The sequence below is a fragment of the Paenibacillus ferrarius genome (genome assembly GCF_002027705.1).
Classification (GTDB): Bacteria; Bacillota; Bacilli; order Paenibacillales; family NBRC-103111; genus Paenibacillus_E; species Paenibacillus_E ferrarius.
The window spans coordinates 374,551-397,666 of record NZ_MBTG01000001.1 but is presented as its reverse complement, the minus strand read 5'-3'; the positions used below and the strand labels follow the sequence as shown (position 1 = coordinate 397,666).

The 23,116-nt window shown below is 44.2% G+C and carries 24 protein-coding genes and 1 riboswitch; of the genes, 4 read left to right on the top strand and 20 right to left on the bottom strand.

The window, feature by feature from the left end; all coding sequences use genetic code 11:
* Positions 1–66 precede the first annotated feature (66 nt).
* A complete protein-coding gene (locus tag BC351_RS02355; protein WP_079409093.1) occupies positions 67–552 on the top strand; it encodes a hypothetical protein in 486 nt (161 codons plus the stop codon).
* Between the two features lie 122 nt (positions 553–674).
* Complete coding sequence (locus BC351_RS02350; RefSeq protein ID WP_079409092.1) at positions 675–1,883, top strand: CapA family protein; 1,209 nt, start codon at positions 675–677, stop codon at positions 1,881–1,883.
* Between the two features lie 7 nt (positions 1,884–1,890).
* On the opposite strand, the gene gucD is transcribed toward BC351_RS02350, so the two are convergent.
* The 3 genes from gucD to kdgD are packed head-to-tail and all read right to left on the bottom strand — an operon-like array spanning position 1,891 to position 5,292.
* On the bottom strand, positions 1,891–3,348 hold the full coding sequence (gene gucD / locus BC351_RS02345; RefSeq protein WP_079409091.1) for an alpha-ketoglutaric semialdehyde dehydrogenase GucD: 1,458 nt from the start codon (positions 3,346–3,348) through the stop codon (positions 1,891–1,893).
* 2 nt (positions 3,349–3,350) lie between these two features.
* Positions 3,351–4,352 carry a sugar phosphate isomerase/epimerase family protein gene (locus BC351_RS02340; RefSeq protein ID WP_079409090.1) on the bottom strand — a complete coding sequence of 334 codons (1,002 nt, stop codon included), beginning with the start codon at positions 4,350–4,352 and terminating at the stop codon, positions 3,351–3,353.
* A gap of 13 nt (positions 4,353–4,365) precedes the next feature.
* Positions 4,366–5,292, bottom strand: a complete 927-nt coding sequence (gene kdgD / locus BC351_RS02335; RefSeq protein ID WP_079409089.1) for a 5-dehydro-4-deoxyglucarate dehydratase — start codon at positions 5,290–5,292, stop codon at positions 4,366–4,368.
* 140 nt (positions 5,293–5,432) lie between these two features.
* Between kdgD and BC351_RS02330 the strand changes: the two genes are divergently transcribed.
* On the top strand, positions 5,433–6,407 hold the full coding sequence (locus BC351_RS02330) for an AraC family transcriptional regulator (RefSeq protein WP_079409088.1): 975 nt from the start codon (positions 5,433–5,435) through the stop codon (positions 6,405–6,407).
* Here BC351_RS02330 and BC351_RS02325 read toward each other — a convergent pair.
* From BC351_RS02325 to BC351_RS02290, 9 genes are all read right to left on the bottom strand, one after another.
* Positions 6,404–8,245 carry a sensor histidine kinase gene (locus tag BC351_RS02325; RefSeq protein WP_079409087.1) on the bottom strand — a complete coding sequence of 614 codons (1,842 nt, stop codon included), beginning with the start codon at positions 8,243–8,245 and terminating at the stop codon, positions 6,404–6,406. The genes BC351_RS02330 and BC351_RS02325 overlap by 4 nt on opposite strands.
* Positions 8,245–9,264: a response regulator transcription factor gene (locus BC351_RS02320; protein ID WP_079409086.1), complete on the bottom strand. Its 1,020-nt coding sequence runs from the start codon at positions 9,262–9,264 to the stop codon at positions 8,245–8,247. Before BC351_RS02320 ends, BC351_RS02325 begins: the two co-directional genes overlap by 1 nt.
* A 99-nt stretch (positions 9,265–9,363) precedes the next feature.
* Positions 9,364–10,935: an extracellular solute-binding protein gene (locus BC351_RS02315; RefSeq protein ID WP_079409085.1), complete on the bottom strand. Its 1,572-nt coding sequence runs from the start codon at positions 10,933–10,935 to the stop codon at positions 9,364–9,366.
* A 350-nt stretch (positions 10,936–11,285) separates the two neighbouring features.
* Positions 11,286–12,083, bottom strand: a complete 798-nt coding sequence (locus tag BC351_RS02310; protein WP_079409084.1) for an SDR family NAD(P)-dependent oxidoreductase — start codon at positions 12,081–12,083, stop codon at positions 11,286–11,288.
* A 65-nt stretch (positions 12,084–12,148) separates the two neighbouring features.
* On the bottom strand, positions 12,149–12,259 hold the full coding sequence (locus BC351_RS44230) for a hypothetical protein (protein WP_425270893.1): 111 nt from the start codon (positions 12,257–12,259) through the stop codon (positions 12,149–12,151).
* A gap of 23 nt (positions 12,260–12,282) precedes the next feature.
* On the bottom strand, positions 12,283–12,639 hold the full coding sequence (locus BC351_RS02305) for a hypothetical protein (protein WP_079409083.1): 357 nt from the start codon (positions 12,637–12,639) through the stop codon (positions 12,283–12,285).
* Positions 12,640–13,035: 396 nt separating this feature from the next.
* Positions 13,036–13,281, bottom strand: coding sequence for a hypothetical protein (locus tag BC351_RS02300; protein ID WP_079409082.1), 246 nt, complete (start codon positions 13,279–13,281; stop codon positions 13,036–13,038).
* A gap of 123 nt (positions 13,282–13,404) precedes the next feature.
* On the bottom strand, positions 13,405–14,205 hold the full coding sequence (locus BC351_RS02295) for an SDR family NAD(P)-dependent oxidoreductase (protein WP_079409081.1): 801 nt from the start codon (positions 14,203–14,205) through the stop codon (positions 13,405–13,407).
* A 43-nt stretch (positions 14,206–14,248) separates the two neighbouring features.
* Positions 14,249–15,001, bottom strand: a complete 753-nt coding sequence (locus BC351_RS02290; RefSeq protein ID WP_079409080.1) for an SDR family NAD(P)-dependent oxidoreductase — start codon at positions 14,999–15,001, stop codon at positions 14,249–14,251.
* Positions 15,002–15,157: 156 nt separating this feature from the next.
* Here BC351_RS02290 and BC351_RS02285 point away from each other — a divergent pair, with 156 nt between their 5' ends.
* Positions 15,158–15,799, top strand: coding sequence for a TetR/AcrR family transcriptional regulator (locus BC351_RS02285; protein WP_079409079.1), 642 nt, complete (start codon positions 15,158–15,160; stop codon positions 15,797–15,799).
* Positions 15,800–15,873: 74 nt separating this feature from the next.
* Here the strand turns inward: BC351_RS02285 and BC351_RS02280 are convergent, their stop codons facing one another.
* The 8 genes from BC351_RS02280 to BC351_RS02245 all read right to left on the bottom strand — a co-directional run bounded on the left by BC351_RS02280 (position 15,874) and on the right by BC351_RS02245 (position 23,092).
* Positions 15,874–16,311 carry a small multi-drug export protein gene (locus tag BC351_RS02280; RefSeq protein WP_079409078.1) on the bottom strand — a complete coding sequence of 146 codons (438 nt, stop codon included), beginning with the start codon at positions 16,309–16,311 and terminating at the stop codon, positions 15,874–15,876.
* A 150-nt stretch (positions 16,312–16,461) separates the two neighbouring features.
* Positions 16,462–17,628 carry an MFS transporter gene (locus BC351_RS02275; protein ID WP_079409077.1) on the bottom strand — a complete coding sequence of 389 codons (1,167 nt, stop codon included), beginning with the start codon at positions 17,626–17,628 and terminating at the stop codon, positions 16,462–16,464.
* A 75-nt stretch (positions 17,629–17,703) separates the two neighbouring features.
* Complete coding sequence (locus BC351_RS02270) at positions 17,704–18,015, bottom strand: ArsR/SmtB family transcription factor (protein ID WP_079409076.1); 312 nt, start codon at positions 18,013–18,015, stop codon at positions 17,704–17,706.
* Between the two features lie 107 nt (positions 18,016–18,122).
* Positions 18,123–19,373, bottom strand: coding sequence for an SH3 domain-containing protein (locus BC351_RS02265; protein ID WP_079409075.1), 1,251 nt, complete (start codon positions 19,371–19,373; stop codon positions 18,123–18,125).
* Positions 19,374–19,570: 197 nt separating this feature from the next.
* Complete coding sequence (locus BC351_RS02260) at positions 19,571–20,221, bottom strand: CAP domain-containing protein (RefSeq protein ID WP_244208856.1); 651 nt, start codon at positions 20,219–20,221, stop codon at positions 19,571–19,573.
* Positions 20,222–20,226: 5 nt separating this feature from the next.
* Positions 20,227–20,358: riboswitch (cyclic di-AMP (ydaO/yuaA leader) on the bottom strand.
* A gap of 49 nt (positions 20,359–20,407) precedes the next feature.
* The gene (locus BC351_RS02255) at positions 20,408–21,349 is read right to left on the bottom strand and encodes an ankyrin repeat domain-containing protein (RefSeq protein ID WP_079409074.1); all 942 of its coding nucleotides are present in this window, start codon (positions 21,347–21,349) and stop codon (positions 20,408–20,410) included.
* Positions 21,350–21,508: 159 nt separating this feature from the next.
* Positions 21,509–22,411 carry a polysaccharide deacetylase family protein gene (locus BC351_RS02250; RefSeq protein ID WP_079409073.1) on the bottom strand — a complete coding sequence of 301 codons (903 nt, stop codon included), beginning with the start codon at positions 22,409–22,411 and terminating at the stop codon, positions 21,509–21,511.
* 225 nt (positions 22,412–22,636) lie between these two features.
* Entirely contained in the window at positions 22,637–23,092 is a 456-nt protein-coding gene (locus tag BC351_RS02245; RefSeq protein WP_079409072.1) for a GNAT family N-acetyltransferase, read from the bottom strand.
* Positions 23,093–23,116 lie beyond the last annotated feature (24 nt).

Sequence of the window (23,116 nt, the reverse complement as noted above, 5' to 3'; positions counted from 1 at the left end):
ATTAATGAACAATCTGCTTACTTCGGACGTCTCAAATAGGTACATTTTAAAAGAAGGAGCTCTTTCATGAAAAAATTTTTCACATCCCTATTTCAAAGGAACAAATTTAAAGATCAGCTGGAAACTTATTGGGAAGCGACGATCTTGAAATGGAAAAAACGTTTAAATCCCTTAACGAATAAAATCGGGTTTGGTATCTACTTTTACAAAAATATTACCATCAATCTAAACCGATTAAATAAAGAGATATTAGAAATTGCTCAAGAAAGTGTCAATCTTTCCTATTTCAACAAGGCTGCGTTTCCTAGCTTTATATCCGTTGTCGATGGGATTAATGCGACGAGGTATTCTGAATTGCCAAACTATGTCATTCAACAAATCACCTCTTTAGTTAAAGCACTCCCTGGTTTTAAAGCTCTGCAATCCATATCCTGTTCACATGGGTACAAATGCGAACTACAATACAACCAAGGAAAAGTGTTTTTCGGTTCATTGCAGATACATTTTATCAAAAAGAATAAACAAGCTCCCTTCACGGTCAGTCTGATTTAGGATCAATGTCGATAACAAATGAATAGAAAATTAGAAAAATCTCTCATTGATGAGAGATTTTTTTGCGGGAATACTATTGGGGTAATTTAAGAGTTATAAGGCATGGGAGTTGATACCTCATCGTGAAACGAACTGTTGCGATTGCTTCTACATTGCTTCTAACTGCTGGATGCTTCCACATATCTGCAACGCCTAATGAGATCCCCATTGAACCCAACCATCCTATACCTAATGTCCAATCAACGGCACCGCCGACGCCAACAAAACCTCTCGTCATGTCTTCTATGGAAGAGGAGCCTCTCAAGCCTCAATTAACGAAAGTTACGCTGGCAGCGATCGGTGATGTGCTCATTCATGATCAAATTTACAAGGACGCCGAGCAGAAAGACGGAACTTATCAATTTAAGCCTATGTTTGGAGAAGTGAAACGCTTTTTAGAAAGTCCTGACATTCTAATAGCCAATCAAGAAACCATGATCGGAGGCAAGGAACTGAGGCTCTCCAATTATCCCGCGTTCAACAGCCCGCATGAAGTAGGCGATGCACTGAAAGATGCAGGGGTGGACATGGTCACTATTGCAAACAACCATTCCCTGGATAGAGGCGAGAAGGTCATTCAGAGCGCCCTTACCTATTGGGATACCCTTGGTATGCCTTATACAGGCACGTTCAAATCGCAAAATGACAGAGACCAAATAAGGACGATGACGAAGAACGAGATTACTTTTTCGTTTTTGAGCTATACCTATGGGACCAATGGCATCACTACGCCAAATGGAAAACCGTTTCTAGTCAACAGAATCGATGAAAATCAAATCCATCAGGATGTGATTCAAGCCAAACAGATGTCGGATGTTGTTGTGGTTGCTCTTCATTGGGGCAAGGAATATCAACGGTTTCCAGACCACGATCAATTCAATCTTGCGCAAAAGCTTGCGGATATGGGCGTTCATATCGTCATAGGAAACCACCCGCATGTCTTACAGCCGCCAGCTTGGGTATACGGTAAAAATGGACACCGATCTTTCGTTCTATACTCGCTTGGAAATTTCATTTCCGCTCAAAAAGACTTATATAAACAAATTGGCGGAATGGCCACGATTGAGGTTACGAAAACCACAGGCAAAAACCAATCTTCAATTGCGTTACAAAACCCCAGCTTTCTCCCTACTTATACACACAGTCACAATGGGCATCAATTCCGCATTATTTCAATGGATAGAATAACGAATGAACAGCTGCCACATGCTGCCGCGCACTATGAAAAGATAAAAAACCATATGCAAACTTATATGCAGGAGCTCCATTTTCTTTCATCCAATGTGCCTTAAACGCCTATTACGATTTTATAAATACAGTTTTAATATCCGTATAAAATTCAATCGCTGCCTGCCCCTGTTCCCGTGAACCGGAGCTTGACTGCTTAACCCCTCCAAACGGAGCATGCAGCTCCACTCCCGCACTTTCCGCATTGACCCGAACCATACCGGCATCGATCTCATTCATAAATGTCAGCATTGTGGAAATATCACGTGTAAAAATGGATGCACTTAGTCCGAATTTGATATCATTAGCGATTTGGAGCGCTTCCTCCAGGGAATCCACCTTGATGAGCGCAAGCACAGGTCCGAAAATTTCTTCCTGCGCAATGGTCATGGAACTAGAAATGTTTTCGAAGACGGTAGGCTCAACAAAGAAGCCATTTTCCAATCCTTGCCCCCTGCCTTCGCCTCCTCCGCACAACAAAGTTCCGCCTTCTTCAACGCCTTTGGCAATGTAGGACAGCACAGTACGGAACTGCTTTTCGCTTGCACAAGGCCCCATCCAAGTAACCGCCTCCAAGCCAGAGCCTACGCGAATCACTTGAATCTTCTGCAGCAGCTTCATCTTGAAAGCTTCATAGACTTCGCTATGCACGATGACCCGGCTTGTAGCCGTGCATTTCTGCCCTGTGGACCTGAGCCCGCCGCTAATTGTCGCTTCCACCGCTAGATCAAGATCCGCATCCTGCGCTACGATGACGGGATTCTTCCCTCCCATTTCGAGCTGATACTTGGCTCCTCTTGCCAGAGCGCTTTGTCCGACTCTTTTGCCCACCGTGTTGGAACCCGTAAATGTAACGCCATGAATGTCGGGATGGTCGGCCATAGCTTGCCCGATCACTCCGCCATCGCCCGTTATCATATTAACAACACCGGCAGGGAGGCCAGCTTCATGGAAACACTCGATAATCAAAGCAGCGGTAATCCCCGTCTCTTGTGCAGGCTTAAACACCACCGTGTTACCGTAAATTAAGGCAGGAGCCATTTTCCATATCGGAATGGCCACCGGGAAATTCCATGGCGTGATGACGCCAACGACACCAAGCGGCACCCGTGTCGTAAACATCAAGGCAGCACTATCCGTAGACGGGATCACATCACCGATCTTGCGCATGCCTTCACTTGCATAATATCGCAGAATCGCAACGCCGCGCGCCGTTTCACCTTTTGCTTCCAGCAGCGTTTTCCCCATTTCGCGGGTCATCATCTCGGCAATTTCATCCAACCGCCGCTCTATATGATTGGCGACTTTGAACAGGAACTCGCCGCGTGCCGGAGCCGATAATCGGCGCCACGCCAGCTTCGCATCTTTGGCCGCCGCAATGGCTTCATTCAGGTCATCAACCGATGATAGTTGGAGATAACCTAAGGTTTCATGACGGTTAGCAGGATTGATACTCGCTTCAACCAACTCACTGGAAACCGCTTTCCATTCGCCGCCCACATAGTTCAGATACGTTTTAGGTGCAGCCACTTTTAATCCCTCCCGCCGCGAAATTCGGTTAATGCCGCTAGAAGCGCTTTCACATAACCAATCGAATAAGCCCAGCCTACCCAGCCCATACTCGATTTCGAGGGATTATGGGGAGCTCTGTCCATTTCAAGCGAAGTGATATGATCAGGGTTAATGCACCCGTTATAGCCGACTTTATGCAGAGCTAATAAGATTTTGGGCATATTCATGTGACCTTCGTCGAGCAAAGCTTCTTCGAACGCTCCTGCTGTTGCCAGACTGCCTCTGATGTTGCGGAAATGAACCAAGAAAATCCGGTCCTTGCGCCCATATTGATAAATTTCATCGAGAACTAACGGTGTACCCCCTGCTTCGCCGCGTGTACCTACGCAGTACACCAGCCCAACGTTCCTGCTCGGGAAAGCATCGATAACCCGATGGATACCAAGACCGCCGAATGGCGTATTATGATGCGGGGTATCCGATGGATGAACAGCCAGATTGACATTATAGGCTTCCGCCAGCGGAACTAGCTTTCCGAAAACAAGATCGAATCGCTTCCACCATGCGTTCAATTGTTCCACGGTAGGAGGCTGCTGCTCAGGGTTTCGTCTTAGTGATTCTCCGCGTACCAGCGCCCCTCCCCGATGTACGGCTGTGTATTCCTCTGACATATATGGAAACACATCGTCTGCGAACCGCTGGCGGACAAGCGTAATACCAGCCTCGCCAAAAACTTTGATCGCGTTGCTGACGTTGTCCAATTGAATCTCAGAACCTGGCTCATCCAGCATAAAGCTTCTTGATATGTCGGGCAGCGTAACGCGATTGATGTCCATCCCGTGCGAGCGAATTCTGCGTTTTAGCTTAATAAGCTGGTCCAGATCCGGATATCCTTGCTCTAGTACCCCTGGAAACGATGAGCCTCGAGTAAGATCAAGACAGTCAACGCCAAGCTGACACATTTGCTTTAAATCGCTATCTGACAGATCACATGTAGGAACTTGAATGGATACCTTCATCATGGTTTATTTCCCCCTAAACGTTATTGGTAGCAGCGAGAAGGTCTATGCTCTTCTTAATAATTAATTCCAACTGCTTATAATGCTCTTTCTCCACTTGAACCAGCGGTGACCGCACCTGCAAACCTACCGGCAATCCGACGATGTTCATACCTGCTTTAATTAAGGAAACCGCATATCCTTTGCGAAGCTGCCGGATGCGGTGGATCGGTAATATCACTTCGCGATAAATGGCTTGCATCCGTTGCTCATCGCCAGCCAGCAGGCTCTCGTAATAAGCTCTCGAAACTTGTGGAATGTAGTTGGAAATTGCAGATGAGTAAGAATGAAATCCAAGAGCTTTATAGGCCGGCATCGTCAGCTCAGCTAACGGCATCCCGTTCATCCATTGAAGTCTAGTGCCTATGGACTGCACGAATTCGATGTTAAGCTCGAAATTTCCTAATCCGTCTTTGAACCCGATGACATTGGGGAGTGCAGCCAATTTATCCAACGTGCTTAACGTAAATATGGCATTATCCCGCTGATAAATAATAACAGGCAGTTTCGTGCTCTGTGCGATCGTCCGATAATAGTGGTAAAGCCCTTCCTGCTCCGGAATGATGAGATATGGCGGCAGCAGCAGCAGACCATCCGCTCCAAGCCTTTCTACCAATTGGGCACGATCTACCGATTCCTTCAGGTTGCCTCCGGTACCTGCGAACACCGGTACTTTCCCTGCGACAACAGCGACCCCGACAGTCACAAGCCTCTCATATTCGTTGATAGCCAAAGATTGGAATTCACCTGATCCCGCACAGACAAACACGGAATCTAATCCATTCGTCAATAGAAATTGGAGATTGGCCTCAAACGCTTTCTCATCTACGGTATCGTTATGATCAAATGGCGTTACCGGAAATCCCATGATACCTGCTAACGATACATGCTTATCGCTCCCCATATTAAAAGCAGCTCCTTTACGTTATCTTCCACCTCATTATAGGAAATGAACGCAGGTCTGGTCTTTATAAAAACACGCCGCTTCTTTAAAAAATTCCGTGATATAATAAAGGACAGCCAACTAGAGGGGAGATCACTTTCGTGCTGAGTCATGCCATTTATTCTCGAAGCAATCTATACCTCAACCAACATCTAGCTCAGCTGCAAGGGGCATGCGCCTCCATCTTTGTTCACTACTGGGGAGCGAAGCCGCAGCATATGGGAAATAGCCCTCATGCACATTCTTTCTTTGAAATATGCTATGTCGTCGAAGGCGAAGGCATATATTCGGCAAATGGAATCACCTATCCGCTGCGCGCAGGAACACTGTATTGTTCCAAGCCGGAGAGCCGGCACTATATTCAAAGCAATCAAGGCATGCTGCTTCTATTTTTTGCTATTGAACCCATTGCTTCCAAGTCCAGCGAAGCTTTTATGCAAGATTTTCATCAATTATGCGCTTATCCGCACCTGTTCATCCCGAATGCGGAGCAGACGGCGCCCGCGCTGATTTGGCAAGCTCTGCTTATGCAAGCTGCTGAAGCCGAAATCCGTTATCCAGAATCGATTGAACACCTGGCCTACACGCTTATCATGAGTTGTTTCAGCTTATTTCAACTTTATTGCCTCTCTGGTGACACGGCCACCTCCACAACGATTTCTCCTTTGCAAGGAACGCTCAAGCAGGCCAAAGAATATATCCAAACACATCTGACGAGTAAAATAGCGCTTGCTGAGGTAGCTCAAAGCTTGCACTTGTCTGAACGGCAGCTCTCTCGCCTCATTTCCGAAGAGCTTGGACAATCTTTTCCTTCGGTCGTGAAGACGGAAAGGGTCAAACGAGCCGCCTATTTACTCGGTTATACGGACATTCCGCTCAAACAGATTGCTGAAGATACCGGATTTGAAAGCATCCACTATTTTACACAAGTCTTTACCAAAGAAATGGGCACCACGCCAAGCACCTTCCGCAAAAAAGGTCTCAACACCGAATCCGTCGATGCTGGGATTCATAAATATTTAGAGCAAGTTGCCACTCGTTATCAAAAGAACAAGCAAGAGGTAAAACTTGATTAAAATCCCTGTGATTTCAAGATCATGGCATCTTCCTTATGAGATGGGATGGAGAGCGGGAAAATCAGCATAATCTTCGTCCCTCTTTCCACTTCACTTTCGATCCGCAGACCGTACGCTTCCCCGAATACCATTTGAATTCTGCGATGTACGTTGAGAAGGCCAATACCGTCTTTCTTGCCGTCGTTCTCGTCTCCCAGCCGGTTGGCACTCAGTTTCTCATGAAGCTCAGCCAGCTTGTCAGCAGTTATTCCGGCCCCATTGTCTTCTACGCTCATCCAGAAGAACCCATCACCTTCGCCTGCGTCTATCCGGATGAAGTGGTAATCCTCCACCCCATCGGCAAAAGCATGCTGGAAAATATTTTCCACCAATGGCTGCAAGGTGAGACAAACGACGTCGCGCAACAAATATTCCGGTTTGATGGCAACATCAATTTCGAACTCAGGATTAACCCGGTGGCGAAGGATAACCAGATAGTGCAGCAAATGCTTGAGCTCGTTCGCTACTTTCGTTTCCTCTAAATTGGTTCCGACCGAATATCGCAGCATGTGCGCTAGAGCGTCAACAATCTCCGAAATTTCTTTAGAATTCTGAATAAAAGCGTAACATACGATCGTCTCCAGCGTGTTGTATAGAAAATGCGGATTGATTTGCAGCTTCAAGGATTGAATGACTGCTTTATGTCTTTCGAGTTCGATTTCCTGATTGTTAAGCTCGACCTGGTATACTTTATCGACCAATTCCGAGAGCCGGTTAACCATGACGTTATAACGTACCATAAGCTCGACAATTTCATCTTTGCGCTCGGGGATCGGGATGATCGCCCACTGCCCTTTCCCTGTTTCCTGCATACCATTCTTCAATACCTTGATCGGGTCCGTGATCGATTTACCGAAGCGATAGGCCAGAAACAGAGCGACGATGAACGTAAACAGCCCTACAAAAAGCGTAGACGTTCTGATACTCGATATAGGCTTTCGCAAATCTTGGACCGGCATCGAAACAACGAGACTCCAACCTGAATAATCGGACTTCTTGACCGTATACATGCGCAGCACATTGCCATCCATTTTTTCGAAAGAGGACAGGTTCGATTCGTACACTTTTTGCGCCAAATCTTCTTGCACCAAGGTTCCAAGCTTTTGCTTATCCGGATGATAGATGAAACGGCCTTGCGCATCAACGATAAAGAAATAGCCATTGTCGCCGAGTTCCATCCCTTTCCACAAAGCTGAAAGCTCCGCTGCGCGAATTTCGAGTGCAAGAATGCCCATCGTCTCTGGATGTGTATATCCGCGGACTTGACGGACTAACGTGAATAACTGATCGTTTTTATTGTCCAAAATACTGCTGTTTAAGATGCTTACTTTCCCATCGGGAGTCGTATGCTTCAGAAAAAAAGCCACTTGATTCTGAATATCGGCCGTTTTGAACTGCTTCCCTTCTACCTCGTTGTAGTAGTAAGTGGCATGGCTGTTCTGACTGATGGCATAAACCGCAGCAATTTCTGGATTCCGAATGAAAATTGGATTGATGCTCTCTTCCTTAATTTTTTTGCGGTATTGATGAAATTCGTAGGCATCCCCGTCAAACGGCAATTCAAGCAGATGTCGAATGTCGTCGCCTTGCAATAGAGCTACAAACGCGCGTTCATATATTTTCAAATATAAATCCGTTTGGTAGGCTGCATTATTAATCATTTGAGACATTTGGTGCTGCACCATGGCATCCAGCTCAGCAGATGATTTGCGATAAGAGAACAAGCTGACGCTGACGAGCGACAAAACGATAACGACCAAAAAATAAATAAACAGCTTGCGATATAAGGTTCCGGCCATTACTTAATCCCCAAGGAAGTGCGGTATTCTGACGGAGAAATGCCGACTATTTTTTTGAACGTTTTTGTAAAATGAGAATAATCGAGGTAACCGACTTCATCCGCAATATCGACAATTTTCAGATGCGGTACGCCAAGCAGCTCTTTGGCCTTCGCCATTCTTTTGTTAATACGGTATTGGACAAACGTTTCATTCGTCATCTTCTTGAAAAGGAGGCTAAAATAAGTCGGGGTAAGCCCTGCCATATTCGCCACTTCGTCCAGAGACAATTCTTGAGACAACCGACAATCCATATAACTTCTTGCTTCCTGCATGGGATCTTTATAATTGCCTTTACGAGATAACAGCAAGGCGCTCACGATTTGCCGCAAATGATCATCAAACGCATCTAAGGCAGCTTTGACGTTACCCTCTGGAACCTCCTGCCTTGTAATCGTTGGCACAAAGTGCCGCTCCTGAAATCTTTGCAGCAGCATATCCGTACACTCTTCCAGCAATTCTTGGAGCTGATAGAAAGAGAGGCTTGCTTTGAGGCAATAGGCTTGCCACTGTTCCATCAACCCATTCAAATCATCTATTTGCAATGACCAGATACACTGTTCCATCCGATCAATCCACTGCACATAACGAGTAACGGGAATATAACCTGGCGTTTCTCTCTTGATGATCGTATCGAAAACCTCATACAAACTCGCCTCTGTCACCGGCTTAAGCAAATAATGCTTAACTCCGTAAGACATGCATTTCTGGGCATATTCAAAATCGTTATATCCGGAAACAACGAGCATGTTAATGTGGGCATACTGGTTATGAATCGTTTGGCACAGGGCCAAGCCGTCCATCTTGGGCATGCGGATATCTGAAATGACAATATTCGGTTCCAAATCTGCTATTTTGTCCAATGCATCCATGCCATTTTCGGCAGTTCGAATATCTGTAAAAGTTGGGGAATACGCTTCAGCCATCTTTTGCAGCCCGAGACGGATGATACGTTCGTCATCTACAATAAGCAAATGCATGGTGAACCTCTCCTTTGCGTAATAACTTGCACTTATTGCAAAGGGGCTGCTCCTAATAAGAGCAACCCGTTGATGAGCGATGCCGCTGCATCGTTCGTGTTATTTCGTCATCACAATGACGCCGTCTTTTTTGTTGTAACGCTCCGTGGCTTCCTTGATGACTTCGCTGCCACCTTTTTGCTTGTATTCATCAATGACCTTGGGCCAATCCGTAATGGGCTCTTTGCCGTAAATCATTTTGACCATATGATCGATGATCAACTTAGGTCCGGTGTCCCCTTGCGCCACAAGATCAGGGAATTTCGAGAATGCAGCCAAGTCCGGATAAAATCCGATTCCTGGAAGTCCTTCCTTCGACACTACGTTCTCTAGCGCTGCCACCGTATCTTGGCCAGATGGGTCCAGCTCCATTTTCATTTTGTTGATCGTAGAGTCGTGAATAGCCCATAATGTACCGCTGCGCCAGCCTTCCTCGTCATTTCCTTCCTTGGTCATTGGGAACTTGTACGTAATTTTCCCGCTGCTATCTACCGTATACGTTTCTCCTTCCGTTCCGAAGGTGAAGAACTTCGCAGCTTCTGGTGTAAGCATCCAATCAAAAAACTTAATAATGCTAATAGCCGTGTCCGGCTTCACTTTACTATTCACATAAAAGGCGCGGACGATCGGTGCGTAGAATAAATATCCGCCTTTGCCTTCCGGCCCTTTGGGAGAAGTGATGACTTCGACCTTGCCATCAGGTACGATTTGCTTCACATTCGTTCGATAGCCTGGCAGTCCGCTCACATTCCCTGACCAGCTGCCTGCTCGGGCCCCGTTAATATTTTTAGTATAATCAGTCGAGGAAACGGAGGCGAAATCTTTGGGAATTAAACCTTCATCGAGCATAGTTTTATAGCCTTGAAGCGCTTTCTGCATATTCTCTGCATCGAAAAATTTCGGAACGACTTGCCCGTTTACGACCTCGAACTGATCCTTGTAAGGAAGTACGTCATACGCACCGAAAAGAATATCCGAATATTTAAAACTGTCCCTCATTTGATAGGGGTTTTCAACACCCATCTTTTTGAATGCCCGCAGCACGTTTAAGAAATCTTCTACGGTTTGCGGAGCGGGCAGCCCAGACTTCTCCAGCAAGTCCATCCGTATGAACGTAGCGCGTCTGGATGGATTGGTGAGAAATTCAGGCAAGCCATAGATTTTGCCTTTGTACGACACGGCATCCCAGGCTGATTTGGGTATCGCTTTCATCATATTTGGCGCATACGTCTTCAATAAATCATCCAGAGGCATGAACACACCTGCTTCCACAGAGCCAGACATGGATTTGCTCGTTGGCGTGCCCACGCTCCCTACGACATCTGGAATGTCGCCACCGGCGAACAAGACGCTCATTTTTGAATCTTCTAAAACTTTGACATCAAGATCCGTATTTGTCAATTGCTCCAGCTTCAGCGTCCATTTATCTTTATTAACATCAACTTTAGTGTGGTAGCCGGTACTGATTGTCGTTGGGAAGGAAATCGAGAATTTAGTTGGGCTATTAGGCGCTTCAGCTGCCTTACCACTTGCGGAAGATGAAACTGCAGCCTGATTTCCATTGGAGCAGCCGGCAACGGCAGTCGTTGTTAGAACAGCAGCCAAAGTCAACATGACAACCTTCTTTTTCATATAAAGCCCTCCCTTTATTTCGTGAACCTATAACTTGACCGAGTCGGCGACTACTCGCATCGGCTAAAGTAACACGATAGCTGCCTATTGTAAAGCCAACAGGTCAGAAACTAACTCCCCCTTGTTAATGGCGTGGTTGTCACGGACCCGAGTACAGGGAGACATTCTCTCCCTTCCTGAACTTACTGTTGATTTTACTATGATGGTCTGTATCCGAACATGTCAATTCTTTTTGCCTTATTGGCGTAATTTATGATATTGCTTCCTTACTGGCTCCGTTTCAGACAATGAAAAAAGAGCCCGCAAATGCAAATTGCGTGGCTCTTCTATAAGGGTGCGAAGTCAATGGATTAATTCAAAATAAACCCAGATGTTAAGTTAGCAACTGTACCAGTCATTGCTCCTGCGTGGTCCGAGGCCATGAAAGCTGCTGTGTTCGCTACTTCCGAAAGCGTTGGCAGGCGTTTAAGCAGCGTACCTTCTGCTGCACCGGCCAACATCTGCTCTAACGTAATGCCAGCTTTCTCTGCATTAAGGCTAAAAAGTTCCCTGCTATGGGACCCTGCAGCCACTGCTTCAGGAATCATATGCGACCTGAGACAGATTACGCGAATACCGGTGGGTCCAAGCTCACCTGCCAGATGCCGCGAGAATGCTTCGATTCCAGCGCAAGCAACACTATGCCCCATAAATCCTGGTCCCGGCATCAAAGAAACAGGCGTTGATAGCGTAAGGATAACGCCACTATGATTCTTAGTCATACGCCGCGCCATGGCCTGCGCAGTCACATAATTCGTACGTACATATTTGGCGATTGGGAACTCGAAATCCTCAAGGGACAGTTCTGCGAATGGTACACCCTGTACATGAGTAAAGCCTACAGCGTTCAAAGTTATGTCGATTCTGTCAGCCTTTATCATAACATCGTTCACATGCTCTTCCACTGACCGTTCATCAAGAGCATCAACCTGAGCCGTATAAGCCATTCCTCCAGCAGCGATAATTTCATCAGCTACAGCATTTAGCTTTTCCAGCTTTAACCCTGCAAGGAATACCACCGCTCCTTCTCGGGCGAAAGCTCGTGCAACTGCACTGCCAATCGCCCCACCTCCACCGTAAATTACAGCTGTTTTGTTCTTAAGTATCATGTTCATCCTCCCTTCTTTCAAAACTATATCATTTTTTCCAGATGATGCTTTCTTCTGGATTGCTATTATTTCTTACCCAAATTAAACATTGCCAAGAGATCAAAGAATAAGTGTATGAGGATAACAGGTACGATTCTTTTACTTTTAACAAAATAAATGGAAAAGATAAAAAACATGATCCCTACATAGAGGGCAGGTATTAATCCCTGATATAATCAACGTTCCGAGGTGCCTGCGAGAAATTCGGTGAGATAGCGATTGCAATCATGTAAACAAAATAAATGCCAACATAAAGCACTAGCGCATGCCATATATCCGTTTTCCGGAACTCAAAACCAATTCCCTGCAAATTTCGCCCTTGTTTTTTTAAGACAAAGTAAAGTATTCCTAACGATAACACTTCCCATATAATGCTGAAAATAAAGTGTGAGTCAGCACTATATTCGGCTGAATTACCTGTCACGAAGAGATTTAGGGAGTTTATGATCAATGGGGATACTGAAAAAAATAAAATCAAGAATAATGAAAATAAACGAATATTGGCATCGGCTTTCATAATGTAAAAACTCCTATTGCGGATTTGTCTTGTATTATTAATACTACTTGAAGATAGCCCTCGTATTACTGACACTTTCCTCAGCGCCTTCATGTGTCCTGCTCTAGCTCCAGCTACTTTGTAATAAACCTGCGATTATACATCTTTTTTACTCCTGTCATGACCTCAATCATGAAATTCCTGCGTTTATGCAGGTATTTGCCACCTTTCTCGGATGAAAGGCTAGAAAAGATGAAAATACCTGCACAATTGCAGGAATTTCCACTTTTTTACCCAAATCGCCCGAAAATACCAGTACTTTTACAGGTTTTACGTCCGTTGACCGACCTGACTGGAACCCGAAATCCTACATGATTTACTACCTGATCGGCTGCTTCACCTGTTCCCATAAGAATTTCAAGAGCAGCATATAACTGCTCTCTGAACATCCTTTTCAGCAATAGTCACATTACCTTGCTTATCTATTTGATAATCGATTTTGTTTTTTTCAAGACGGCTAACTAAGGCTTCATGCAGCTCAGCGTTCATATTTTGACCAAAAATAACAAAAGTCTGAGACTTTCCTGGCACTAAATCGGATAGATTGGCTCCGAGTAGAATGACAAAAGCTATGATTATCGTAATTGTACATGTTGTTTTCATTGGCAAATATCCTTTCTCTATCAGAACCCTCTACATTTCCAATATTTATTATATCGGTATTACTTCATTAAAGAAAACAAAAAAGCCTAGAGTCATCAACTCTAAGCTTGAACAATGTTTCTATTAGGCCTGTGCCAAAAATTGATTAAAATCAGCGATACTCGGGTTCGCCATATAGTGCCCGCCTTCAACTTGAATGGTCTGTCCTGTAATGAATTTGGATTCATCCGAGGCTAGAATTAGAACCGTGTTTCCGATGTCATCCGCTTCGCCATGATACGGAAGCGCATTGTATTTCGCGAAAATATCCAAAACGGCTGGCGGCATACTATTCTTCGCGGCTGGGGTTAAGATTAGCCCTGGGGCTACGCCATTGCAGCGAATTTTATCTTTGCCGTATTGCGCAGCGATATAGCGCGTAAGGTTCACAACGGCTGCTTTGGAGGCACCGTAGGCGGAACGAACGGAGTCTCCGGCGAACGCGGCCATGGAGGCTGTATTAATTATTGAACCACCACCTGATTCCACCATATGCGGAATAGCAAATCGGCAGCCCAGTAGAACACTCTTAGTGTTCACATTCATGAGACGATCCCATTCATCCAAATCGATATTTACAACATCAAGGTCTTTTTTCAAGTTAGTGACGCCCACATTGTTAAATAAAATAGTCAAGGAACCATATCGCTCTACTGTATAAGCAACCGCATCCTTGATCGAATCCGCTTGTGAGGCATCTAGAAATAGGCCTTCAGCTTCTCCGCCCTCATGTACAATATGTTCAGCTGCTTCTTTCGCCGCGTCCACATTATAGTCTGCAATGACGATTTTAGCACCTTCTCTGACCATTAATCTGGCAGCAGACAAGCCAATACCGGAAGCTCCTCCCGTTACTAATGCTACTTTACCGCTTACCCTACCCATGATCACTCACTCCTTCTATCCAAAATTACCTTGCAATGAGACATTATTTGGCTGTAACTCCGCCATCAACAGGCAGTTCAACACCTGTTATATAGGCTGACTCATCTGAGGCGAGGAACAGCACGGCTTCTGCTACTTCTGAAGCACGTCCTACTCTCGGTAATGCGGTTTGAGACAAAAACCATTGCAGCATCTGTTTGTTATTTACAAATTCTGAGCTCATCGGCGTTTCAATAAAGCCTGGATGAACGGAATTGACGCGAATGTGATCTTTGCCAAAATCAACTGCAGCAGCTTTGCTCAGCATCCGAACTCCGCCTTTGGAAGCTGTGTAGGCTCCTGCCCCACTGCTGCCGGTCAATCCAGCAATCGAAGAAATATTGACAATAGAACCACCCTTATTTGCTTGCATGTTCGGAATAACGTGCTTCATGCCAAGGAAAGTGCTTGTCAGGTTGATGTTAATGACTTTATTCCATTGCTCAATCGTCGTATCCAGCAGTCCCACGGCAAGGGAAATCCCCGCATTGTTGACCAAAACGTCAACTTTGCCGTAACGCTCAACCGCTCCAGTGACAACCTTGATCCAATCTTCTTCTACAACAACATTGTGTGCGTAGGCTGTAGCCTCTCCACCTGCGGCTTCAATTTCTTTCACTAACGCTTGTACCGCGGCTTCATTAATATCTGTTGCAACAACCTTTGCTCCTTCTTTTGCAAACAAAAGTGCTTCTTCGCGCCCCATACCACTGCCTGCTCCAGTAATAATTGCGACTTTATCTATTAAACGAGTCATATTAATTTCTCCTTTACTTTTAAAATGATAGTGTAACTATCACTATGATATTAACTATATCAGATCGCTTTTGCTAATTCAATTCCTTGCTTAAATTACCATCGGTCGATATAATACTAATAATTGAAATCGCTAATTTGAAAGGTTTATCCTCTTATGGACCCCAAAAAAAGATACGAGAAAGAACGGTTGGACGGCAAACAGCAACGGCTATTGATTATTCTTGAGGCGGCAGAACGCGTGCTTACTCTCAAAGGTATCGAGAAGACGACCATGCAGGATATCGCGAATGACGCGAATATCGGGGTTGCTACCCTTTTCAGATATTTCCCAAAGAAGGAGAAGCTGATCGTTGCACTCGCGACCAAGCTGCTTGAACCCTTGCTCGAACGGTTCCAATATGTCGCTGAACTCCCGATATCCTGCCTTGAGAAGCTTGAGAAGCTATTTGACTTCTTTATCGAAGATCATAACAATTTGAGCGTCAAATTTATGGTTGATTTCGAGAGCTATGCCTCTCACTCGTCGGAGCCGCTGGAGGATATTCTTACTTTCAACTCATTGAATCGTAAAATATCGCGGGAGTATTCGAGAATTATTCAAAATGGTATCGAGGACGGCTCCATCCGATCGGGCATCTCCGTCAAAGACACCTTAACCACGGTGATCAACACATTTGGTCTTTTTTCCAAAAAATTATCCTTACAGAAAAATATTTTGCTGCTTGAATCCGATTTAGAAACCGATTATCAGCTTGCCATCCTCAAAAAAATTCTGTTGGATTATTTGAAGGCCTGAAATAAATAACGAAAAGAGCCAAACGCCTCCTTTGAGGAATTTGACTCTTTTTTACTATTATCGAATAGAGAATTCTACTTGCCAATGTTAAGAGCATTCAGTCCTAACGCAGCGGCTGTCGTCAGAACAGCACTCCAGAAGACGATACCGATCGTCATCCAAATAAACAATTTGCGTGGGTCTGCTCCGAAAGAAATACCAATGGCAGCACCAAGTGGCGCTCCTGTAAGTAGCGGCGATAAGAATCCGATGCCAGGGATGCCGTATTTGTCCCAAATGCGACTCATGCGGCTTGATCTTCCACCACTTTTCTTTTGCATTCGGCGTACAAGCCAATTCCTAATCGATGCACCGAAGAAAATCACGATGATTGAGCTGAGCATCGAGCCGGCTGCACTTAGAATACCTGTGAGTAATGGATGAAGCTTAAGGGTAAACCCGAGGGGGATCGCTGCCCATAATTCTAGAATCCCGGTCCCAAGGACTGAAGCCCATGCTAATAAACTAGGCATTCAAATCACCATTCACCTTGTTCGTTTTGATATTTTTCATAATTCCTTCCATCCTCTCGTACTGTATGTATGTGTACCTTTGAGAAGTACTATACGTTCTTACAGCAAGAAAGTTACAAAATCCAGCAAACAAAAGCTGGACCTGGTGATTTACCCCCGAAAATCAGCACCTTTGAAAGCTTTTATTTTTATCATAATGAATAAAAAAGCAAGTAGTGAGAAACCAATGCCACTCCAAATGAGTTGATGTATACCTAAGTGAGAAATAAACCAACCACCGACAAATGTCCCTAACGTAATGCCAAGATTGGAAAAGGAGACGAACAAGCTGTTGCCAAATTCGGGTGCTTCTTTTGCCTCCGTGGTTAACCATGTTTGACTGACAATAAGACCGCCAGAATGCACGGCACCCCATATGAACACAACAACAACCATCGGAATGAAATAAGAACCCAAATAATTAGTAATTAAATAGACTGCCGCGTACAGCAGTGGAAACAGGATGACGGTCTTCGTCATACTTTTATGCAATAATCCCCCAAAAATATAATTTCCCAAAATCATGATTAGACCAAAAACCATCAACATCAGACTAATGACCGATCCGTCCATATGTGTAACTTGTCCCAGATATTCAGCGAAGTAGCTGTATACAGTAAACATGGCTGCAAAGATGAAAACAACCGTTACGATATTGAGCCACAATTGAGGCTTGCGTAATATGCCAAGCTGTTTGCCATAAGACATTTTATCCGTAACAGGCATTGAGGGCAGTCCAATTAGTATCCCTAAGAAAGCAATCGCGCTTACCAATGCTCCAAACAAGAAAGCGGCTTCCAACGAAAACTGTTCCGCAAGATAAGAAGTCAACGGCACGCCAAAAGCAAATCCGACTGTGATTCCGGCAAAAACATTGGTTACTGCTTTGCTGCTTTTATCGGCAGGGACAAGCTTAGCGGCAGTTACAAGCGCGACTGAAAAAAAGACAGGATGGAAAATCGCAGGAAGAATACGGAAAGCTAGCATAACCTCAAATTTCGCTGTATACGCATAAACAATATTTGAAATAGCAAAAATAAGTACGGCAGCCAAAAGAATAACTTTCCGATTCATACTGGAAGCAAGCAAGGTCATGAATGGACCCGAAATCGCAACAACCAAAGCAAATATACTTACAAGCCCTCCTGCCTCTGATGCGGAAATATGAAATTTCTGAGTGACCTGCGGCAGAACCCCAATAATCCCCATTTCCGTTGTAATAATACCAAATACGCCTAATGCCAGAATAATAATAAGTGCAGAATTAACCTTCATCATACTTTAAAATCTCCATTCATATTTATATATACAGATATATAGATTTGATAAAATAAAAAAATTGCTCCTCTCCCTTTATAATTCCTTTCGGATGTACTCAGAAAATTCCTGAATGGTTTTCTCGTTCCGACGATAATACGTCCATTTCCCGATTCGTTCAGATTCCAACAAACCAGCTTTTTGCATACTTAATAAATAACTCGAGATAACCGACTGTGCAAGCCCCGACTTAGCCTGAATATCTCCCACACATACACCAATTCGAATATTAAGCCCTTGCTGCAAATAGGGCTTTTCATCAAAGTACGCCTCTGGATTCTTTAACCATAGCATAATTTGACTACGCGTCTCGTTCGACAAAGCTTTATAAATCGCTAAAGGTTCCATAACCTTTATTATATCTATTTTTATAGATTTGTAAATACGAAACGACAACGCGGCGACTTTTCATTAATCCTCCGCGCATATCATCCCTTCACTTTTATCATTGCTTCCTACAAAGGATTGTGAAATTGAACCTCCGACACGCGAAACGAGAAGTTTGTAACGCTCGTATCCATTTGGCCGAGAACAACGGTAAAAGCTACTTCGTCGTTTTGCCTCACTCCTGGGATAAAACCTTCTCCGCTCGTAAGAACATTCCCTCTCTCGTCGATCATTTGCAATGTGAAGCTCACATCATTGTAATCAATATATTGAGGCATGTTTGCAACATACAGACGCCCTGAAACAGTATGACTGCTGCCGGCAATCACTACTGGGAAAATTTGAATGTAGCCATCTAAATCAGCTGCGATATGCGTGCTAGGATTTATGACACCGCTATTATTCCGTATAATCCATGCATCTCCAAGCCAAGTATTGATTCTATACCAAGTGTTCTCCCATATGTCTTGAAATTTTGCATTCGCATGAACGGTCTGAGCTGCCAAGGGATCTAAGAAACTTTGAAGGTTCGGATAACTGTAGATCGCTGTTTTCTCTGTTAACACAATATCCTCGCTGACTGGGGTCGTCACTGCAGGTTGTGAGAACCGGGGGCTAACCCATGCATGCTGACCAGTTTCTGTTTTTACTTTATAGAAATCGCCATAACGAGCAGTTGCCGTGAACTCTTGGGGTTTAAATGTTAGGGTGTTGTATTTGAAAAGCGGCTGATTGCTTGGATTATCAAAAAAAGAACCTTCGCCTTCTATATTCACCTTTTCCTCGGTTGGGATGACACCCTCGATGACTCTTACGTTATAGGGTGTGAACCATTTGTCGCCAATCCAAGATTCGACGAGATAAGTAGGCATTTGCATAGGTCTATAAAATATACCCTTCATATGAACAATTTGGCTTGTGATCGTTGCTCCTGTATACCCGTATTCAGGCTCATTATACAAGGGCATTTCTCCCGAAACATCTGCGAATTCATCCTTGGGCACCAACCATCCAATTTCGTGCCAATCAATATGAACCCATTGATCTCCCATCCAACTTGTATGAATTCTCACCCACTTTTTCTCACCAAACATCGGCTTATACCAATCCTTTTCGGCACCTGCCGTTTGAACGTCTTGAGGGGACAACGTCGCCCAGGAAGCGGATGATTCGTTTGCTTCGGCATACAATTTTGTTTCATGCAAAAGCGTTATTTTCTGTGGCAAATTAGGCGACCATTCCTCAGCATCGACAGTAGGAAAATAAGAAAACAAGGTGACAGCACCTAATAAAGCTGCAAAAGTTTTAATCCCAACCATTGTTAAAACCCTCTCCCTTTAAAAGACTGGGTAATCTACGGACTCTTCACCAATAACTTAGACGCTACGATGTTCAAAAAGTTACAATGTTTCCCATCCTTGATTGGAACAATATGTAATAGGTATAAATGACAAATAAGGGTTGCTCCCCTCAGGTTTCCCTGTGAGAAACAACCCTGTTTCTTTACACTGCTAGTTTAGTTGCTGATGAATTCCTGTACCCATTCACCGTTGTAATAGGCTACGCCTATTTGCGTATAGTTGGGGCTTAGAATATTTTGACGGTGACCCGCGCTGTTCATCCATGCCTGCATAACGGCTTCAGGCGTTTGTTGGCCTTTAGCAATGTTTTCACCCGCATAGGAATATTTAATGCCATAAGAGCTCATCATATCAAAAGGAGACCCATAGGTCGGCGACGTATGATCAAAATAGCCATTGTTGTACATATCTTTGGCTTTATCCAATGCCATAGCGGTCAGTGCGCTGTTGCTTGTTAATGGGCGGAGACCTGCATTAGCTCGCTCCTGATTAACTAAGCTAACCACTTGGCTGGCAAATGCTGATTGCGACGGAGGAGTCGTAACCGGCGTTTTGGATCCTGCATTCGTGTTCGTGCTGCCTGGGATATTCAAGACCATGCCAGACCAGATCACATTGGGATTCGCGACCTGAGGATTCGCCTGAATAAGCGATGTAAGGCTGACCCCATACTTCTTGGAAATGACCCACATCGTATCGTTGCCTGATACCGTGTGAGTGGCCGTTGCGGCCATTGCTGCATTTGCACCTATAAGGACGCTTAGTCCTAATGCGCTGGTTACCAAAAGCTTTTTGTATCTTTTCAAAAGAAACCTCTCCTTTTTGCGGCCTGCGAGGTTAGCTGTCGGATTCGGATCAAAGAGTAATCACCCGGCCGCTGTTGCGGCTTCACCCCTAATAGTGGGTCCCCCGTGCTTCATAAAAGCTTCGGCCTTCTAAGTTGTTTGATCCACAAGGGATCTCATAAAGTATAACACGTGACCTCCATGAATTCATGGTGCAAAATTTTCCAAAGCCGTGTTACCATTTCGATCCGGAATAGTTTTAGGATCTGCACCTGCTTGTAGCATGATCTTCACGACTTCAAGCACATCGTCTTCCGACTTAGCTCCTTCTACGGCTTCAACAGCTTCAATTAACGGCGTCCTTCCATCATTGTTCTTTACATTCACGTGTGCACCATGATCAATCAAATACGTGACCAGTTCTTTTTGATTGTACATTGCTGCTAGGGCAAGAGGAGTATTACCATTGTTATCTTTGTCGTTAACAGCGGCACCAGCTTCAATTAGTAATTTGACTATTTCTATATTTTCTTCTTGAAAATTTGAGTGACCAAATGGTCTCATGGCCGAAAGCAAAGGATTTGGAATGTCCAATCTTGCCCCATGCTCTAGCAAGAAGCGCACCAGCTCAGGGTTCCTTCTACTTGATACACAACTCAAGGGAGTAGGTTTGTAAGGATCTGCTGGTGGATTCACATCAGCACCTGCCAATATGAGCGGCTTCACAAAATCGCCTACCGTACATGCCGAGGCTACAATCAATGATTGTTTCATTCTGGCATCTATTGCGTTAACATCCGCTTTGTGATTTTGAAACATTTGAACGATTGGTTCAACATCCAGATCTATATGATATTTAATCCGTTCTAAAATAACTTGAAAAAACAGAGAATTCAGGGCTGCAGGGCTGTTTACTGAGTCCATTAATCTAGCAATTTCCGTGTTATTATTATTTACAGCAGGGCTTAAAATTTGATTTGCTATCTTCTCCAGATCCTCGATCTTGTTGGTCGGACTTGGCTCTACGACTGCTATTGGCACACTGGTTGTTGGTGTTGCAGCTATCGTAAAAGAACTATTGTCTTTGCCCGTACAAGAGCTAAGTAGTAGGAACATCACATTTAATAGAACTAAACCTCTCGCTTTCATCAATTTCCTCCCAGTGAGAAATTCGTATATAGTTTAGACTCTTTCGCACTGTAAAAAGTTTCCTTTTTCTACGGCTATTTTAATAATAACAAAAAAGCATTCGAACAGATGATCGAATACTTTCCAGTAAGCCTGAAGTTTAATTTTATTTGCAACCAATCACTTCTTACGATCATAGCTCTGCAATTTTTTCATAAAAGCTTCAGCCGTTATATACGGCATGCCCACATTTAAGCGGTAAATTTCACGGTTATCCCCTGAATTAATACCTTCTTTGGTTGTAAAAAAATAGCGAATACCTAGCTCTTGAGCTTCATCCATCACGGACTGCTTATAATCTCCATAAGGGAAACATAACATGGAAAGCTTATTCCCCAGTTGACTCTTTAACAGTAACTCGGCCATCGTAAGATCCTCGCGAACTCTTTGTCTTCGCTCCTCTTCGGTTTCTAGACGCTTAGCTTGCTCTAAATAAATAGGATTCGTCATAACCGGCACCAGGCTGCCTCCCTCACCCGGCTTCTTCTGATGTAGGTTAAATGTATGCGAATAAAAGCTGAACCCATCACTTTTCATCTCCTTCATTTGCTTCCAAGTCAAGAAAGGCAGTGCTGGATAATCAGTATCCACATAACTCACTACGACAAAATTTGTTGCCGGATACCCTGCCTTTTTAAGTAACGGATATGCCTTCTCATAGAATGATTGATAACCATCATCGAAAGTAATCACGACAGCATTCGGTGGAATGGGCTTCTGGTGTTCTTGAAAACAGCTGTAATCTTCTATCGAAATCACATTATAGTGATTCTCCTTTAATACTTGCAAATGCTGATTAAATTTCGCCGGGGAAATCGTCACGAAGGATTCTTGTTCATCTAGATGGTGGTATACAAGGAAAATAGCCTGGTTGGTGTAATGGATGACCTTCGTATCTACCGGAGGTATAATGATTGCGCTTTCATTTTTGGAGGAACAAACTTGACTCAGACTATCTTCCTGATATTCGGGGCTCATCCATGATCCTAGAATAAGAAACAAGCAGACGACCAACTCTTTCAATGGGTATGACTCCTCCTCTATCTGATGCCCATATCGCCAAACAGGATAACCCTAATAGTCGTTATCTTAATCGGAATTGATCGGGTATTAATTATGCTTTCTTATGGGAATATATTCAAAGTTTATTATGATCATTCACATTTGTATCCTCTTCACCATACACAAAAAGGCTACCGATGAAATCGGTAACCTTACGTCGCTCGTTACATGACCCGCCAACGAGACTTACAAACCTTTGGTCATAAATACGCTATTCGGATCTTCCTTATAGTCAGCAAATGGCTCGCAATATTCAAACCCCAGACTCGCATACAGCTTAATAGCTGGGTCGAATGATGCCATGGAGCCCGTTTCCAAGCTAAGACGCTGGTAGCCACGCCTTTTGGCTTCATCAATAATATGCAAGAGGAGCTGCTTAGCGACACCTTTTCTTAAATGCAGAGTTGAAGTGCGCATTGATTTGATCTCTCCATGCTGATCGTCAAGTTCTTTAAGTGCCCCGCAGCCCATCAATTCATCTTGTTCCCAAGCACTCCAAAATGTAATTTCAGGTTTCTTCAATCCGTCCAGATTTAAAGCATGCATACTTTCTGCCGGAGATTGTGCGGACATACTTTGCAAATGCTCTCCTATTAATGCAATTACTTTGGATCCAGTTAAATCATCAATTTTAATATCCATATTAATCACTCCACTGTCTCTATA

What these genes read in the sequence shown, in the direction of transcription:
- BC351_RS02355 (WP_079409093.1), top strand. Translation starts at nt 67, where the DNA reads ATGAAAAAATTTTTCACATCCCTATTTCAAAGGAACAAATTTAAAGAT.
- BC351_RS02340 (WP_079409090.1), bottom strand. Translation starts at nt 4,352, where the DNA reads ATGATGAAGGTATCCATTCAAGTTCCTACATGTGATCTGTCAGATAGC.
- kdgD (WP_079409089.1), bottom strand. Translation starts at nt 5,292, where the DNA reads ATGGGGAGCGATAAGCATGTATCGTTAGCAGGTATCATGGGATTTCCG.
- BC351_RS02325 (WP_079409087.1), bottom strand. Translation starts at nt 8,245, where the DNA reads ATGGCCGGAACCTTATATCGCAAGCTGTTTATTTATTTTTTGGTCGTT.
- BC351_RS02320 (WP_079409086.1), bottom strand. Translation starts at nt 9,264, where the DNA reads ATGCATTTGCTTATTGTAGATGACGAACGTATCATCCGTCTCGGGCTG.
- BC351_RS02315 (WP_079409085.1), bottom strand. Translation starts at nt 10,935, where the DNA reads ATGAAAAAGAAGGTTGTCATGTTGACTTTGGCTGCTGTTCTAACAACG.
- BC351_RS02310 (WP_079409084.1), bottom strand. Translation starts at nt 12,083, where the DNA reads ATGATACTTAAGAACAAAACAGCTGTAATTTACGGTGGAGGTGGGGCG.
- BC351_RS44230 (WP_425270893.1), bottom strand. Translation starts at nt 12,259, where the DNA reads ATGTTTTTTATCTTTTCCATTTATTTTGTTAAAAGTAAAAGAATCGTA.
- BC351_RS02305 (WP_079409083.1), bottom strand. Translation starts at nt 12,639, where the DNA reads ATGAAAGCCGATGCCAATATTCGTTTATTTTCATTATTCTTGATTTTA.
- BC351_RS02300 (WP_079409082.1), bottom strand. Translation starts at nt 13,281, where the DNA reads ATGAAAACAACATGTACAATTACGATAATCATAGCTTTTGTCATTCTA.
- BC351_RS02295 (WP_079409081.1), bottom strand. Translation starts at nt 14,205, where the DNA reads ATGGGTAGGGTAAGCGGTAAAGTAGCATTAGTAACGGGAGGAGCTTCC.
- BC351_RS02290 (WP_079409080.1), bottom strand. Translation starts at nt 15,001, where the DNA reads ATGACTCGTTTAATAGATAAAGTCGCAATTATTACTGGAGCAGGCAGT.
- BC351_RS02285 (WP_079409079.1), top strand. Translation starts at nt 15,158, where the DNA reads ATGGACCCCAAAAAAAGATACGAGAAAGAACGGTTGGACGGCAAACAG.
- BC351_RS02280 (WP_079409078.1), bottom strand. Translation starts at nt 16,311, where the DNA reads ATGCCTAGTTTATTAGCATGGGCTTCAGTCCTTGGGACCGGGATTCTA.
- BC351_RS02275 (WP_079409077.1), bottom strand. Translation starts at nt 17,628, where the DNA reads ATGATGAAGGTTAATTCTGCACTTATTATTATTCTGGCATTAGGCGTA.
- BC351_RS02270 (WP_079409076.1), bottom strand. Translation starts at nt 18,015, where the DNA reads ATGGAACCTTTAGCGATTTATAAAGCTTTGTCGAACGAGACGCGTAGT.
- BC351_RS02265 (WP_079409075.1), bottom strand. Translation starts at nt 19,373, where the DNA reads ATGGTTGGGATTAAAACTTTTGCAGCTTTATTAGGTGCTGTCACCTTG.
- BC351_RS02255 (WP_079409074.1), bottom strand. Translation starts at nt 21,349, where the DNA reads ATGAAAGCGAGAGGTTTAGTTCTATTAAATGTGATGTTCCTACTACTT.
- BC351_RS02245 (WP_079409072.1), bottom strand. Translation starts at nt 23,092, where the DNA reads ATGGATATTAAAATTGATGATTTAACTGGATCCAAAGTAATTGCATTA.